The 16,560-nt window shown below is 46.1% G+C and carries 13 protein-coding genes and 1 rRNA gene; 13 read left to right on the top strand and 1 reads right to left on the bottom strand.

What is annotated here, in order from left to right:
* Positions 1-8 precede the first annotated feature (8 nt).
* From ACXAGX_RS04550 to ACXAGX_RS04490, 13 genes are all read left to right on the top strand, one after another.
* Positions 9-1,946, top strand: coding sequence for a chemotaxis protein CheA (locus ACXAGX_RS04550; RefSeq protein ID WP_474836842.1), 1,938 nt, complete (start codon positions 9-11; stop codon positions 1,944-1,946).
* On the top strand, positions 1,943-2,440 hold the full coding sequence (locus ACXAGX_RS04545) for a chemotaxis protein CheW (protein WP_070126323.1): 498 nt from the start codon (positions 1,943-1,945) through the stop codon (positions 2,438-2,440). Before ACXAGX_RS04550 ends, ACXAGX_RS04545 begins: the two co-directional genes overlap by 4 nt.
* 4 nt (positions 2,441-2,444) lie before the next feature.
* Positions 2,445-5,366, top strand: coding sequence for a PAS domain-containing protein (locus ACXAGX_RS04540; protein WP_474836840.1), 2,922 nt, complete (start codon positions 2,445-2,447; stop codon positions 5,364-5,366).
* A 15-nt stretch (positions 5,367-5,381) separates the two neighbouring features.
* A complete protein-coding gene (locus ACXAGX_RS04535; protein ID WP_070126321.1) occupies positions 5,382-6,218 on the top strand; it encodes a CheR family methyltransferase in 837 nt (278 codons plus the stop codon).
* Positions 6,211-6,825, top strand: a complete 615-nt coding sequence (gene cheD, locus ACXAGX_RS04530) for a chemoreceptor glutamine deamidase CheD (protein ID WP_070126320.1) — start codon at positions 6,211-6,213, stop codon at positions 6,823-6,825. The genes ACXAGX_RS04535 and cheD overlap by 8 nt, the downstream gene beginning before the upstream one ends.
* Positions 6,826-6,835: 10 nt before the next feature.
* Positions 6,836-7,882, top strand: coding sequence for a protein-glutamate methylesterase/protein-glutamine glutaminase (locus tag ACXAGX_RS04525; RefSeq protein ID WP_474820428.1), 1,047 nt, complete (start codon positions 6,836-6,838; stop codon positions 7,880-7,882).
* A 297-nt stretch (positions 7,883-8,179) separates the two neighbouring features.
* Positions 8,180-8,545, top strand: coding sequence for a response regulator (locus ACXAGX_RS04520; RefSeq protein WP_070126318.1), 366 nt, complete (start codon positions 8,180-8,182; stop codon positions 8,543-8,545).
* Complete coding sequence (locus ACXAGX_RS04515; RefSeq protein ID WP_474820421.1) at positions 8,542-9,126, top strand: chemotaxis protein CheC; 585 nt, start codon at positions 8,542-8,544, stop codon at positions 9,124-9,126. Before ACXAGX_RS04520 ends, ACXAGX_RS04515 begins: the two co-directional genes overlap by 4 nt.
* Positions 9,126-10,400, top strand: coding sequence for an ATP-binding protein (locus tag ACXAGX_RS04510; RefSeq protein WP_474820417.1), 1,275 nt, complete (start codon positions 9,126-9,128; stop codon positions 10,398-10,400). Before ACXAGX_RS04515 ends, ACXAGX_RS04510 begins: the two co-directional genes overlap by 1 nt.
* 86 nt (positions 10,401-10,486) lie before the next feature.
* Positions 10,487-12,379 carry a tetratricopeptide repeat-containing diguanylate cyclase gene (locus ACXAGX_RS04505; RefSeq protein WP_474836837.1) on the top strand — a complete coding sequence of 631 codons (1,893 nt, stop codon included), beginning with the start codon at positions 10,487-10,489 and terminating at the stop codon, positions 12,377-12,379.
* A 5-nt stretch (positions 12,380-12,384) separates the two neighbouring features.
* Positions 12,385-14,757 carry a DNA polymerase II gene (locus tag ACXAGX_RS04500; RefSeq protein WP_474836836.1) on the top strand — a complete coding sequence of 791 codons (2,373 nt, stop codon included), beginning with the start codon at positions 12,385-12,387 and terminating at the stop codon, positions 14,755-14,757.
* A gap of 161 nt (positions 14,758-14,918) precedes the next feature.
* Positions 14,919-15,137 carry a hypothetical protein gene (locus tag ACXAGX_RS04495; RefSeq protein WP_474836834.1) on the top strand — a complete coding sequence of 73 codons (219 nt, stop codon included), beginning with the start codon at positions 14,919-14,921 and terminating at the stop codon, positions 15,135-15,137.
* A gap of 317 nt (positions 15,138-15,454) precedes the next feature.
* Positions 15,455-16,045 carry an EF-hand domain-containing protein gene (locus ACXAGX_RS04490; RefSeq protein ID WP_474836832.1) on the top strand — a complete coding sequence of 197 codons (591 nt, stop codon included), beginning with the start codon at positions 15,455-15,457 and terminating at the stop codon, positions 16,043-16,045.
* 74 nt (positions 16,046-16,119) lie between these two features.
* On the opposite strand, the gene rrf is transcribed toward ACXAGX_RS04490, so the two are convergent.
* Positions 16,120-16,235 (bottom strand): 5S ribosomal RNA (gene rrf, locus ACXAGX_RS04485).
* Between the last annotated feature and the right edge of the window lie 325 nt (positions 16,236-16,560).

The raw sequence follows: 16,560 nt of genomic DNA, 5'->3' as shown, positions 1-16,560 counted from the left end.
ACGTCAATATGTCTATCGATATAGAACAATTCCACGCGGTCTTCTTTGATGAAAGTCAGGAGCACCTGGATGACATGGAGCAGCTTCTTATGGAGCTGGATGTTGAAGATCCCGATCTTGAACAACTCAATAGCATCTTCAGAGCGGCCCACTCGATTAAAGGCGGTAGCGGAATTTTCGGCTTCGACGCACTGACGGGCCTTACCCATGTCATGGAAAACCTGCTGGACAAAGCCCGTAAGCAAACAATTTCTCTCAGTGTGCCTACCGTCGATTTGTTCCTTGAAACCGTCGACCTGCTAAAAACAATCCTCGACGCTTACAAAACAGAAAGCGAACTGCCCACATCAGAAATTGAGACTGGTGTGGCGGCATTAGAAAAAGCCCTTGCCGAAGCTGATGGTCAAGCTGCTCCCAGTGAAGACGAAGCACAAGACGAGACGCAGACAGAAAGCGCCTCAGCAGATGACGATATTGACGGCTTCGGCTTTTTTGATGATGAACCTGAAGCAGCCAGTGAGGATCAACCTGCTCCTGCTGCTGAAGCTGCATCAAAAGACGACGACATTGACGGATTTGGCTTTTTCGATGACGAACCCGCGCCACCTGCAACGGCAGAAGAGAAAGCCGGATATGGCTTCTTTAAACCACTAGAAGCGGTTAACGAAGATGCTAAAGCAGCACAGGAAGACGCTGCGAAAGCTGCGGAAAAGGCAAAAGCTAAGGCCCCTAAAGCCAAAAAACCTGTAGCTAAACAAGCAGAAGCGTCTTCTATTCGTGTCGATACCTTAAAAATTGATGCCATGGTTAACCTGGTAGGTGAGCTCGTCATTACTCAATCAATGCTTTCAATGATTGGTGATGAAGTAAGCGGCGCGGTTGGCCAGAAATTACAGACCGCCATCGTAGAATTGCAGCGCAATACCCGAGAAATTCAGGAATCGGCGATGTCGATGCGTATGCTGCCAGTGAATATGACCTTTAACCGTTTCCCACGGGTTGTGAGAGATTTATCTAGCAAACTGGGTAAACAAGTCGACCTTATTATTGAAGGTGGCAACACTGAAATTGATAAGAGCATGATTGAAAAACTGGTCGACCCGCTCACTCACTTGGTGAGAAACAGTATTGACCATGGTGTAGAAAAACCTGACGTAAGAAAAGCCTCCGGTAAGCTTGAGAAAGGTACGGTTATTCTGCGAGCGGCACAACGCGGCAGCTCGATTGTTATCAGTATTATTGATGACGGCGCAGGTTTAAGCCGCGAACGGATTTTGGCGAAAGCGACTGAAAACGGCCTTCCCGTTTCTCCAGACATGCCTGACAGCGAAGTATGGCTACTGATTTTCCAACCTGGCTTCTCCACTGCCGCTGAAGTGACAGATGTATCAGGACGCGGTGTTGGCATGGACGTGGTAAGACGAAATATTGAAGCCATTGGTGGTCGTATCGAGATTGAATCCACCAAAGGTTATGGCTCAGCTTTCCATATCCACTTACCTCTCACACTGGCCATCGTCGATGGTATTTGTGCCGCGGTGGGTAATCAAACCTTCGTGATCCCGCTGGTGAATATCATCGAATCATTGCAGCCACTGCCTGAACAGCTCAAGTTAATTGGCAACGAAAACCTGCTCTGGATTCGAGAACAATACTGGCCACTCATTGCCATTCACGAAATGATGCACGTAGACAACGCTATCGATAACCCAACAGAAGGCATAGTGGTGCTACTCGAAAGCAGTAAGCGACGTTTTGCCATTCAAGTTGACGCCTTGCTCGGCCAACAGCAAGTGGTAATTAAGAGTCTTGAGCAGCATTATCGCAAGGTTCCCGGCATTTCAGGGGCAACCATTATGGGCGATGGTCGTGTTGCCATGATCCTTGATGCTGACGCCATTGCCGATCTTTGTCGTCCGGTTTATGAGGAGGAGAAAGCATCATGAGTAACGGCCGCGACCACATGCAGGCAAAAGATGTTCAGGAATATCTGAGCTTTATTCTCAGCGACGAGCATTACGCCCTCGACATCACATCGGTAAAAGAGATCCGTGGCTATGAAAAGGTCACTCCCATCGCCAACGCCCCGGCGTTTATTAAGGGAGTACTGAATCTTCGTGGTGATATTGTTCCTATTATCGATTTACGCATCAAATTTAATATTCCGAACCCCACCTACAACGAGTTCACGATTGTCATCATGTTACATGTTCACAATCGTGTGATTGGTATTGTGGTAGACGGTGTATCTGACGTCGTGCGACTTACCGAAGACGAAGTTCGGCCGCCCCCTGATTTTGGCGTTATTTTTGACAGTCGGTTCTTAAAAGGGCTGGCTACCGTTGATGATCGCATGATCATTTTAGTAAATATTGAGCAGCTTATTTCAAGTGGAGAACTTGGTTTGGTAGATAAGACGCTTGCGAAAGAAGAGGTCTGACTCCATGGGTATGTTTGATTGGATTAACACTGAAGCATCACGGGAACACCGGATTCAGTTGCTACGTAAATCCCAGGCTGTAGATGCATCGACTTGCTGCATCATGATGGCTGATGCCGACCGCACCATTATTTATGCCAACAATGCGGTAAAAAAACTGCTTAAAGATAATGAAGCAGAGTTACAAAAAGCTCTGCCCCATTTCTCAGCAGATAATCTTATTGGCGAGAGCATTGATCAGTTCCACAAAAATCCGATGCACCAGAAGAATATTCTGGCCGAATTAAAAAAGCCAATGACGTCGAGCATTCTGGTGGGCAAAGTCAATTTTAAGCTTACGCTTACCCCGATGAAAGACGAAGAAGGTGAGTCCATCGGCACCATGGTGGAATGGGTAGATCAAACCGAACTGCTGCTTAAAAGCGGTATGCTTGACGCATTGCATCGCGCCCAGGCTTTAGCCGAATACACGCCAGAAGGTGAACTGATAGATGTGAACGAGAACTTCCTCAAACTCACAGGTTTTACCCGGCAAGAAGCTATTGGCAAACATCAAAGCGCGTTTGTGAAACCCGAATCCGTGCAAAATAACGACTACAGAGACTTCTGGGACAAACTTCGCCGCGGTGAACTCGACTCTGGTGAATATCAGCGTTTCGGTAAGGACAGTAAAGAATTCTGGATCCAAGCTTCCTACAACCCCATTTTCGATACGGCGGGCAAAGTGAGCAAAGTGGTTGAATTTGCCACTGAAATCACCAAAGAAAAACTGAAAAATGCCGATTACTCCGGTCAGATAGAAGCCATTAGTAAGTCTCAGGCAGTTGTTGAATATGACACTACCGGCAACATTCTCTGGGCGAATGATAACTTCCTGGTTGCGCTTGCATACAATCTCGACGAAGTGAAAGGCCAGAATCACAGCATGTTCCTCGAACCGTCCGAGAAAATTAGCCAGTCTTACGGTAATTTCTGGAACGAGCTTCGTGCGGGCAGTTTTAAATCGGGTGAATACAAACATGTCGCCAAAGGTGGAAACGAGATTTGGCTCCAAGCCTCGTATAACCCTATTTTGGATATGAACGGCAAGGTTTTCAAAGTAGTCAGTTACGCCAACGTCATCACCGAACAGAAGCTGAAAAATGCGTATTTTGAAGGTCAAATTCAGGCAATTGGTAAGTCGCAGGCTGTTATTGAATTCAATGTCGACGGCATTATTCAGTGGGCGAACGATAACTTCCTGAATACCGTTGGGTACACACTCGATGAAATCAAAGATAAACATCACCGTATGTTTGTTGACAAAGAAACCCGCGGTTCAGAAGAGTACAGTGAGTTTTGGGCGTCACTCAAACGCGGCAAGTTCTTTTCTGGCGAGTTTAAGCGAATAAACAAAGCCGGTGAGGAAGTGTGGATTCAGGCGTCTTACAATCCTATTTTGGATATGGACGGCAACGTTTTCAAAATTGTGAAATACGCATCAAACATTACTGAAGAGAAACTGAGAACCGCGTATTTTGAAGGCCAGATTGAAGCCATTGGTAAGTCTCAGGCTGTTATCGAGTTTGATATGGACGGCATGATTCTGGATGCTAACGAAAACTTCCTCAACACTGTGGGCTATACGCTGCCGGAAATTAAAGGTAAGCACCACAGCATGTTTGTTGATCAGGAGATCCGCAACAGCAACGATTATCGTTCTTTCTGGGATCAACTGAAACACGGTGTTTATCAAGCCGGCGAATTCCGTCGCATCGGCAAGAGTGGCAATGAAATCTGGATACAAGCTTCCTATAACCCCATTTTAAACCAGAATGGTAAACCGTTCCGCGTGGTGAAATACGCGTCGGATATTACCGCACGTACCACTGCTGTTTACGACATCAAACAAGTGATGACGCAACTGGCGAAAGGCGACCTCACATGCGAAATCGAACACGAATTTGAAGGTGAATTTAAGGTACTTGGCGAGTCTATAAACCAATTCATCAAAGATATGCGCGTGACTATTTCGCGAATCAATCACGCCGTAGAAATGATACGTGGCGCCTCGGGCGAAATCGCCAGCGGTAACGCCGACCTTTCCAGTCGCACCGAGCAACAGGCTTCCAGTCTGGAGGAAACCGCCTCTTCTATGGAAGAACTCACCGGCACTGTGCGCCTGAATGCGGAAAACGCGGAGCAAGCCAACAGCCTTGCTTCACAGGCATCAACCATTGCGGTGAATGGTGGCAACATGATTCAGCGTGTTGTGGAAACCATGGCCAGCATTAACGACTCTGCGCAAAAAATATCTGACATCATCGGTGTCATTGACGGCATTGCCTTCCAAACCAATATTCTTGCGTTAAACGCTGCGGTAGAAGCTGCACGAGCCGGTGAACAAGGTCGCGGCTTTGCGGTTGTCGCATCGGAAGTAAGAACACTGGCGCAACGCTCTGCTGAAGCTGCCAAAGACATCAAAGAGTTGATTTCCGATTCTGTAGATAAAATTGGTAGCGGTAATTTGCTGGTTAAACAAAGCGGCGACACCATGGGTGAAGTAGTAACGTCGATAAAACGGGTCAACGACATCATGTCAGAAATTGCTGCGGCTTCTTCTGAACAATCCAATGGTATCCAGGAGATCAGCAAAGCAGTCACCCAAATGGATGAAATGACGCAGCAGAATGCAGCCTTGGTTGAACAGGCCGCCGCTGCTGCTGAAAGCATGCGCCAGCAAGCATCTTCGCTGTCAGACCGTGTGGCAACCTTCAAACTAAGTGCAGCCGATATGGTGATGGAAGATGACACCATTGCGGCATTGCCATCAAAGTCATCGCGACGCCCTGGCTCAACAGTCAGCACAAGCAAATCCCCTGCAGCAAAGATCAAAGAAGTCACTGCGCCAGCACCGGATGATTCTGAGGAATGGGAAAGTTTCTAAAGGAGAACGGGCGGTATGAAAGAAGACGCCCAGAAAGAATTTGCGTTCAGCAAAGAGGACTTCGAACGGGTAAGGCGCACTCTCTATCAAAAGGCAGGGATTAACCTTACCGACACGAAAGACTCACTGGTATACAGCAGACTCGCCCGCAGGTTGCGGGCCCTGTCTCTGAATAGTTTCGATGACTACCTGACTTATCTGAAGCGCACACCGGAAGAAGATGAGAATTTTATTAATGCCCTTACAACCAATCTCACTTCGTTTTTCCGTGAGTCGCATCACTTCGAGGCACTAGCAGAATACCTGCGCTCGCATCCTGGTGAACGGACCATTTGGTGCGCTGCCAGTAGTACCGGCGAAGAACCCTATTCTATCGCGATGACGGTGGCAGAGGTGTTTGAAAGTTTTGATACACCGATATCGATCATCGCGTCAGATATAGACAGTAATGTGTTGGCGAAAGCACAAGCGGGTGTGTACAACGCCGATGCAATAAGCAAATTGTCGGCGGTGCAGTGTAGAAAATTTTTGCATCGGGGGAAGGGGCAAAACAAAGGGAAAGTGAGGGTTGTCCCTGAGCTTCGAAGAATGGTTACGTTCCGTCGATTGAACCTGATGGATGTTACCTGGCCTATTCGGGCGCCGATTGATGTGATTTTTTGCAGGAACGTAATGATTTATTTCGATAAACCGACACAGCATAACATCCTGAAACGCATGATCGCGCTGCAACCCGACGACGGCCTTTACTTCGCGGGGCATTCGGAGAACTTTAATAAGGCGACAGACCTGGTTATCCCTGTCGGAAAAACGATTTACAAGCCGGCAAGGAAAGGCAAAAAGTATGGCTGAAACCTATCAGGATGGTGAAGCACACACGGCCAATATGTATTACGACCCCCGATTCGTGCGTCAGGCCGTAAAAATTTTGCCCGGTGAGTACTTCTCAACGTCGAATGATACCCTGATGGTGACGGTGCTAGGTTCCTGCGTTTCGGCATGTTTGATGGACTTACATAATGGCATTGCGGGGATGAATCACTTCCTGCTACCCAGTGACAAGGGCAGTGAAGGCGAGTTCTCGGCAGGCTCCCGATACGGTGTGTACGCCATGGAACTGCTCATCAACCAGATGATGAAACAAGGTGCCGACAAACGACATCTCCAAGCAAAAGTATTTGGAGGAGGCAATGTTGTAGCGGGTATCTCAGTCACTAACGTAGGCAAAATGAATTCCGAGTTTGTTACAGGGTTCTTGCGTCGGGAAAATATCCCCATCGTTGCCAGTGATCTGCTCGACAATTACGCCCGCAAAATTTATTTCTTTCCCGATTCAGGACAGGTATTGGTAAAGCGGATAAGGAAATTCAATAACTCGACGATTATGGACCGCGAAAGTGCTTACCGTATCAAATTGAAACAGGGGACTGACCACACTGACTTTGAAGCTTTCGATTAGGTGAGCCAAGATGATAAAAGTATTAGTAGTAGATGACTCAGCATTGATCCGCAATTTGCTGGGAGAAATAATAAAAAACGAAAATGACATGCAACTCGTTGGCGCCGCCCCCGATGCTTATGTGGCCAAGAAAATGGTCAAGGATTTCTCGCCAGATGTCATTACCCTCGATATTGAAATGCCAAAAGTGGACGGACTACGTTTCCTCGACGTTTTGATGAAGGCCCGCCCTACTCCCGTCGTCATGATCTCCACGCTGACAGAAGCGGGGGCAGATGCCACCATTCGCTCACTGGAATTAGGCGCCGTAGACTTTATCCCCAAACCTAAGTTAGGTGTTGTTCAGGGTATTGAAGATTACCGTGAATTAATCCTTTCGAAAATCCGCATGGCGGCGCGTTCAAAAGTGCGCCAGCAGAAACCAACTCAAGCGGCCAAATGTACAACGAAACTGAGCTATTCCAGTACCGAAAAGATTATTGCTATTGGTGCTTCTACCGGCGGAACCGAAGCAATCAAAGCGGTTGTAAGTGCCCTACCGGCTAACAGCCCCGCGGTGGTTATAACGCAGCATATGCCGCCAGGTTTTACTAAAACCTACGCTAAGCGGCTAGATGCGTGCAGTCAGCTTAAAGTGGTTGAAGCGAAAGGTGATGAGCGTTTGCTTCCAGGACATGGTTATTTAGCCCCTGGAGATAAACACATGGAAATAATAAGAAGTGGTGCCGATTATCGAATCCGGCTTAGCGATGGCCCCCGGGTGAGCGGGCATAAACCGTCGGTCGATGTGATGTTTACGTCACTGGTGGAAGCGGCTGGCAGCAACGTGGTAGCAAGTTTATTAACCGGCATGGGGAAAGATGGTGCAGATGGCTTACTGGCCTTGAAACAAAAAGGCGCGTTTACCATTTGTCAGAATGAAGAAACTTGTGTGGTGTATGGCATGCCAAAAGTCGCAGTGGGCCTCGGCGCAGCAGAAAAAGTGCTGCCACTAGAAGCTATTGCGCAAGCGTTCATAAACCAACTAGAAAAAATGCAGGCCGGCAGTCGCTTGTAATGCACAGAGATATTCAGACAAGCAATTTAGAAACGTATAGTCGCCCATATCCCATTATGGTCGGCAATGCGCAGACATTGAAATCTATCTGTATATTAACGATTAGCGTGTTTTTTAACGCAAAGTAGAACACTGAGTATACGCCTAAAGAATAAGGCGCAAATGTCACTAAAGACCTATACTGAATTTAATGATTTAAACGAAACACAGGTTGTGAAATTTTCTTAGCTCCTGAACTTGCAGGATTGAAAATATCGCAAATACTCAAGATAGGTTCGAAATTGTCCGGAGGTAAACATGGCAGTTCCGCTACTCGTAGCCGACGATTCTCGTCTTTCAAGACGAAGTGTGATCAAAGCGCTTCCACCTGAACTGGAGTTTTCGGTCACAGAGGCTGCCAATGGCAGAGAAGCAATTGAGCTTCTGGAAAATACGTCTTTCAAACTTTTGTTACTTGATTTAACCATGCCTGAGGTGGACGGCGTCGGCGTGCTTGAATACCTGTCGGGAAAATCTGACCGCCCGGACGTCATTGTTATTAGCGCCGATTTTCAACCAGAAAAGCAGCGCATAGTCATGGAGCTAGGCGCGAAGAAATTTATCAGAAAGCCGCTTGATAATGAAGAATTGGCGATGACGTTGTTTGAGCTGGGGTACCTATGAGCAACACAATTTCTCTCAATGAAGATCAGCGCGATGCCCTGCAGGAATTGATGAACATTTCTATGGGCCAGGCCGCAAACTCTCTCGCCCACTTAATAGAAACCAAAATCGGTATCTCAATCCCGAAAATTTCTGCGGTGACACCGTCTGAATTATTCTCGCTCATCAACCGTAGCGAAAATGCCTACTACACCCGTCAATCCTTTCTTGGCGATATTCAGGGTGAAGTGATGGCGGTAGTTTCAGAAAGCGGCCTTACCGAGGTTGCCAGCTTACTGGAATATGAGGCTCCTCTCAGCAAGAGTGATGTTGAAGAAACCATTTTAGAACTGTCGAATATTCTTGCGGGTGCTTGTCTTGCAGGTCTTTCCAACCAGCTGGAACTGGCGACAAACTTAAATATGCCTACACTGTTTTCGCCGAACAAGGCTTCTTTTGTGGAGCTAAACTGGCAACATAGTCTGGTGATGGAGGTACAGTTCGATATTGAGCTGTCGTCCTTTTCGATGCGCGTGGTGTTCTGCCTCGATCGGACGTCGTTGATAAAACTCACTGATACGATAGATGAATTACTCGGTTAATGTTTCAACAGCTTGTAGGTAAACTTCCCGTTGGTATTTGTATCGTTGACGAGAACTACAACATCGTGTTCCTCAATGATTTCTTTATTGATCGCATGGAAAGCGATCATCGGTCCGATTATACAGACAAACCGATCGCCGAACTTTTTCCCGAACAGGCTAAATTTCTGCGCCGTAGGATAAAGTCGGTATTTGTACTTCAGCACCCCAGCTTCAGCTATTGGGAGCAACGCCCGCATATATTTCCGTTTAAAAGCAGCCGTCCCATCACCGGTGAAGAAACGCAAATGTATCAGAACATGGAAATTGTGCCGATAACGTCCCCCGAACATGGAAAACTCGCCTGTATTTTTCTTCAGGATGTTACCGCGCAAGCTAGCTATTTCATCGCTCAACAAGAACTGTCTCTTGCATTGAAACGGGAGCATGAAGAGCAACTTAAACTGATCAAAAAGCTCGATTCAGCCCAAAGCCAATTAATTCAGGCCGAAAAAATGGCATCTACAGGGCAACTTGCCGCTGGTATTGCCCATGAAATTAACAACCCCATCGGTTTCGTAACCGCTAACCTCAATACATTAAAAGACTACGCCGAGAGCCTGATCAGTATTTGTGAAAGCGTAGCTGATAAAGCTGCGCAGACCGACGAAAAGTGCCAGATTTTTATAAATGACTTGCTGGAATCAAACCATTTTGAACTGCTGAAAGAAGACATGACTCCTCTACTAGATGAGTCCAGAGAAGGGCTGGAGCGTGTTCGGGATATCGTTGAAAACCTAAAACGCTTTGCCATTGAGGAGTCATCAGGGTGGCAATTGTTGGATCTGAGCGAAACCATGTCGCAAATGATTGAGCTCGTCAGTGTGCAGTACAAAATTCCCACCTACAAACTCAGCTGCCAGCCTGAATGCGTTAAGATCTTTTGTGAGCCAGGCGGACTTAAACAAGCGCTGATGAACATGCTAATTAATGCTGCGCAATCTATCGATAAAAAAGGCATCGTGAAAGTAAACGTCATCGGTAATGAACAAAGTGTTCAAATTAAAATTATCGACAGCGGTAGCGGTATTGAAGAGCATATTATTAAGAAAGTTTTCGACCCTTTCTTCACCACCAAGCCAGAAGGATTAGGACAAGGCTTGGGTTTATCCGTTGCTTATACTGCCATAGAAAAACATCAGGGGACTATTTCCGTGAGCAGTAAACCGGGGGTCGGCTCGGTGTTCGAGGTAAATTTACCTGTCATTGATCCTGAAGAAGAATCAATCGTTTAAAATCCATTGCCTGTCGTGCTAAATATTTCTTGATATATTCATATCGGGCTATGATAGCTTGTCTTTATTCATCGACTGGAGTTTCGATGTTGTATTCCAGATTTGTGTCCCTGTTTTTTTGTAGCTGCATTATTCTCATTGTAATCTTTGCGCCTTCCGCACTTGCACTTGGCACGACCTGGAGTGCGGAAACAGAGGAGATGCTGGCACAAATCCGAAACAACCCTGTGGAAGTGCTGGAAAACCTCGATTCCAACGCGACAGAACGCCAAACTCCCGAAGCCCTGGCGACGCGATATTATTTAATCAGCCAGGCCAACGGTGCGCTGGCCCTGCATGAACAGGCCCTATCAGCTGCTGAAACTGGCCTCAGCCTAAAGCTTGATACCGAATCATCCCTCTATCATTATTTGCGATTAGCGCAGGCCAAGGCATTGAACGGCTTAGGACGTTCACAAGCCGCTGTAAATCAGGCTAGAGCATCACTGCAATGGGCGCGCAAGAATAACGATCAGCGTCTTCTCAATTACGCTATTAGCGTGAATGGCTATTTGAGTATTACGCTGACGCAGTACAGTGAAGCTCAGGCATTTTTCCAGGAAGGTTACCAACGTCTCGAAAAACCACTTGGTATGTTCAGTCGTGCTGACTTTGCCAGTATGCTTGCACTGGTTTACTTATATATTGAAGAGCCTGAACAGGCCGAGCAATTCTATCGAGAAGCCGAAACTTGGTACCGTGAACACGATGTAAAGCTGGAACTCGCCAACACACTGTTCGGCTTAGGTAAAACAACACTCGCTACCGGCAGCAGTGAAAAAGGCATTGCATTGTTAGAAGAATCTGCCCGCATAGCCCTTTCCATAGGTGATTTGCAAGGTGCAGCTTTCAGTTACGAAGCCGTCGCATCTGAGCTTATCGATTTAGGCAGGTCTGATGAGGCCATGTCTTACCTTGATGAAGCACTCGTGTTATTCACTCAGGGGGCAAACCCCTTTATGCAAATTAAGGTGCTGATTGAAGAAGCCCATATCGCCCTGCAAAGAGCGCAGCCCGAAATTGCGCAACAATTTCTCGACAGAGCATCATCATTAGCTGTAGGAGACTCATTTCTACCGCAACGCATTGCCATTGCTGATAGCCGAGCCCGTGCCTATGCGTCGCAAGGGAATCATCAATCAGCCTATGCGGTTTTACTGCAAAACCGTCAAAACCGGGCAACGCTGCAAAAAGAGATAAACTCACGTCGTATTCTAGAGCTACAGGCGCAGTTTGACTTAGAACAGCAGCGAGCAAAAAACGCGTTATTAGAAGAGCAAAACCTCAGGCAACAAAACCAGTTAATTAACGAAAACCGAATTCAACAATTTACCATTGCGGTTATCGCTCTGTTGATTGTAGTTTGCATTCTGCTTACCTGGCTTTATTTTAACAGTAAGCGGCAAAAACATCGTTTAGAGCAGTTAGCGAACTTCGATGGTCTTACCGGGCTCATGACACGCAGAAAAACCATGGAAGACGCTGAGCAACAATATCAACTTGCCCACCGTCATGGTAATCATCTTACTGCAGCAGTGATCGACCTGGATTTTTTCAAGCAAATAAACGATAAGTTTGGCCATCAAGTTGGTGACGATGTACTTAGAGAGTTCGGCGATTGTGCGCAGAAGCATTTCCGTAAAACCGACGTGTTAGGCCGAATTGGCGGCGAGGAATTTCTCTTCCTATTTCCTCATACCGATACCGAAGCATCGATTGATATGCTCAAGCGTTTTGCTGATAAAATCAGAAAACTGCCCTCGCGCCTGGAAATCCCCTCATTATCTGTAACGCTGTCAGTGGGCATTGTCGATGCTCAGCACTATCGAAGTCTTACCCAGATAATTGCCGAAGCCGATGAAGCCCTTTATGAAGCGAAACGCACCGGCCGAGATAAAATCGTGACAGGCAAAAAGGCCAGCACTGAAACCTCATCCTGAACAACATGGCACTACACACAACGCGAACAGAAACAGGATACGGTTTCGTATTAACCCGACGTACTGTACGGCAAGGTAATGTAGAACGTATTGAATTGTGGGTTGCCACTGAAACGGGCCCACTACGGTTGTTGTCAGAACCACAGAGCAACGTTTGCTTTGTGTGTAACGACCATGTTGACCAGATAAAACAAATCGCCTTACAGCAAAACCTTAACGTTACCTATGAAACAGTTTCAGTTAAAACACTGGAACAAAAACCCGTTACGTTAATTCGCAGCAACCTCGATCTCACCCAAAGTAAACTTCGCCGCGCCGCAGAAGCTCAGTATATTCCACTTTACGAAGGTGACATCAAATCTGTCGATCGCTTTTTAATGGAGCGTTTTGCCTATGGTAGCGTCCGCTTTCAGGGTACACGCCATGGGAGTACCATCGAAGATGCAAAAGTAAAAGGCGCGCCCTTTCGCACTACTTTGAATGCTATCTCATTCGATATTGAGTGCGATGAGCATCACTGTTTGTATTCCATTGCAATCGCCTCTGAAAAACTTAACTGTGTCTTTCTCAACACCGCAGAAACCGCTACAGTCAAAAAAATTGACCCGCGATTTGATGTAATAAACTTAACGGATGAAAAATCAGTGTTGGAGGCATTTTCCAATGCGATACAAGATATCGACCCCGATGTAATTCTTGGTTGGAACGTTAAACAATTTGATTTGGCCGTGTTAAACAGTATGGCGAAAAGACTGGGGGTCTCACTTCGTTTAGGCCGAGGGAATGAACCTCTGAGTATCAGAGAGTGGGATAACGGTGCCCAGGTGATCGCAGAGATCCCCGGACGCTGTATTATTGATGGCATTGAAGCGCTTAAAACCATGACTTATCAATTTGAGCGTTTCACCCTTGATCACGTAGCTCATGCACTGCTTGGAGAAGGTAAGCTCATAGAGAGTGACGATAGACTAGAAGAAATTAAGTATCTCTATCGTGATGAGCCAGAGCAATTGGTGGCATACAATTATCAGGATTGCGTACTGGTTAATCGCATTGCGCAACAAACCGGGTTTATCGACTTCCTAATGCTACGCAGCACGCTGACTGGTCTCGATATGAGCCGACCAGGTGGCTCAGTTGCCGCGTTCATTAATGTGTATTTGCCAAAGTTGCACCGCGCTGGTTACGTGTGCGGGGTACGGCCAGAAAACGGCGGATTGGCCAGCCCGGGTGGATACGTGATGTCATCGAAGCCGGGACTGTATGACAATGTACTGGTACTCGACTTTAAGAGCCTGTACCCCTCAATAATTCGCACTTTTCTTATCGACCCGTTAGGGCTCGCCGAAGGCTTGTTACACCCGGAAAATGCCATAGAGGGCTTCCGTGGCGCGCGTTTCTCCAGACAGAAGAACTTCTTGCCAGACATTATTGCTAATCTATGGCGACAGCGTGATGAAGCTAAACGCCAAAAAGATGCAGCCCGTTCCCAGGCAATAAAAATTTTGATGAATTCCTTTTATGGTGTTCTGGGGAGTGGCGGATGTCCTTTTTACGATCCGCGTTTAGCCAGCTCTATAACATTACGTGGGCATGAGATCATGCAAACCACAGCAAAATGGATTGAAGACGAAGGCTACGAGGTAATTTACGGTGATACCGATTCTACCTTCGTATTTATAGGCGATAACCACAACAGCGACGCAGCTCGAAAAATAGGCTTACAACTACAGACTCTTATCAACACAAAATGGCAGCAACGTTTAGAGGCGGAGTTTAATCTACCCTGTCATCTGGAAATTGAATTTGAGACGCACTTTAGACGCTTCTTTATGCCCACTATCCGTGGTTCAGTAGAAGGCAGTAAGAAACGCTATGCAGGGCTCATTGATAGAGATGGCGAGGAGACGGTTGTATTCAAAGGGTTAGAAAATGTCCGTTCAGACTGGACGGCATTAGCCCGAAAATTTCAGGAAGATCTCTACACCCGCATATTCGCTGATGAGCCTGTGAAAACCTACATTAGGGATCTACTTGCTGCAATTAGAGCAGGACAAAAAGATGAGCAACTGGTTTATGCAAGACGCCTCAGAAAGCCCCTATCGAGCTACACACGAAGTCAGCCGCCGCATGTAAAAGCAGCCAGGCAGGCCGATGAAATTAACATAGCAACAGGAAAGAAACTACGTTATCAACATCGAACAACCGTTCGCTATATGATGACATTAGGTGGCCCACAAACCGTGGAGTCAGTGAACCAGCCGTTGGACTATGAGCACTATGTGGAAAAGCAAATCCGCCCAATAGCCGACAGCATACTTCCCGCCGTAGGACTGCGCTTCGAAGATATCGATAACCAGCAACTCGGTCTTTTCTGATCCTCCCTGTATGCGCAACGCAACAGACCGTATTTAGCCGACACTTTCAGCACTTCAACCGCAGAACAATTTTAACCACACCAACTTTAAGCTATAACGTCTCTTACAAACACTAGCGTATGTATGTAACTATTTAGTATTAGATTTGTTCAGGAGGATATGTGCATAACAAAAACGCATTAGCGAAGACAAGTGAACTGAGTTTTATCGTCAAACACTTTACCCTTCTGGCATTCGCATTCGTTGCCAGCATCCTTTTCAAGGGTATGGGTTTTATCAGCACCACACAAATTCCTTTGACCATTTTACTCGCATTTATTTCTTTAGAGTGGGTGTACTACCAGCACAAAAGTTTACAAGGTCACAAACTGAATCAATAATCACTCTAGCTCATTTTTCTATATTTAATATTAAGAACTGAAGATGTTTCAACGCACACTCAACTCTTAAATATTTGATGTCACAGAGCGGTTGTTTCGCTCTAACATCTCTGATTTTTTCTTTATTTAAGCAGAGCTGGTTAAACCTTGTATGCGCTGTGTAGCATCTACATTTTCTGAGGATACTTTTCCTAGCGCTTACCCCACACATTAGTAAGAAATCAAAAAATCCTATTAAAGGTAGTAAGTTAGCTATCGGCATAAAAACTGTATCCAGTAAATATGAACAAATAATTTATAATTACTGGAGTTTGATCATGAAGAAACTACTGATTACAGCTGCTATTGCCTCGATTTCTACAGCTTCTCTTGCCAGTGACGCACCATCCAAGATAGCTAAGACGTTCAGTCAGCTGGACACAAATAATGATGGTAAGCTGATGTCCGCTGAAATCAAGACGACGCAACTGGCTGATAAAATGATTGCTATCGATAAAAACAGTGACAAATCGATTACCCAGGCTGAATTTGATTCTTTCTTAATTAGTAACCCGGATATGTTTACCAATAAAGTATTCGATAAGATGGAAGCAGACCGCAAGATGGATGGTCTCAACGAGCCAATGGAAACCACGACCTATACTGAAGACTTGGTTGATACGCGTAATATAGATGCTACTGCCGTTCCGCCTAAGAAAATGGTAATGAAACAGCCAGGGACTAAATCAGAAATAGTCGCTTCTGCTGAGTTTGAACTGTTGGATGCAAATCAGGATGGTATGCTGACAAAAGCCGAAGCAATGCAAAGTGAAATGGATTTGGACTTCTCTGATATGGACTCTGATGACAATGAGAAGATAACGCAGCAGGAATATTCAGATTACATCGAAGAGTTTACTGAAGAATAACTTTTTGTCGACCAAACAACATACAGAAACAAAAAAAGCCCGCTCAGATGAGCGGGCTTTTTTTCGAATTGGGAGCCTGACGGTGTGCTACTCTCACATGGGGAAGCCCCACACTACCATCGCCGCTAACGCGTTTCACTTCTGAGTTCGGAATGGGATCAGGTGGGACCACGTCGCTATTGCCGTCAGGCAAAAACTTTTTTCACTGATGTAGCCATCAATGAATTAACAATTCTGGAAAACGATATTTTCATCAATCAGAGTAACGCTACTCTAACTTACATAATTAGTCAGTCATTAACTTCAACACACTAATGCTTAATCAATCTACCCCTTTAGCGAGTAGAAAAATGTTCAGGAAGGTTCCCTTCCGTTTAAGACATTTTTCACGACTCTCGCGTAGCGAGGTAAAAAGTCTAAAGCTATTTAGGCGTTGTATGGTTAAGCCTCACGGGCAATTAGTACAGGTTAGCTTAATGCCTTGCAACACTTCCACATCCTGCCTATCAACGTTG

The sequence above is a fragment of the Alteromonas sp. ABV4_515 genome, from assembly GCF_056160345.1.
This window is presented reverse-complemented; position numbering and strand designations above follow the sequence as displayed.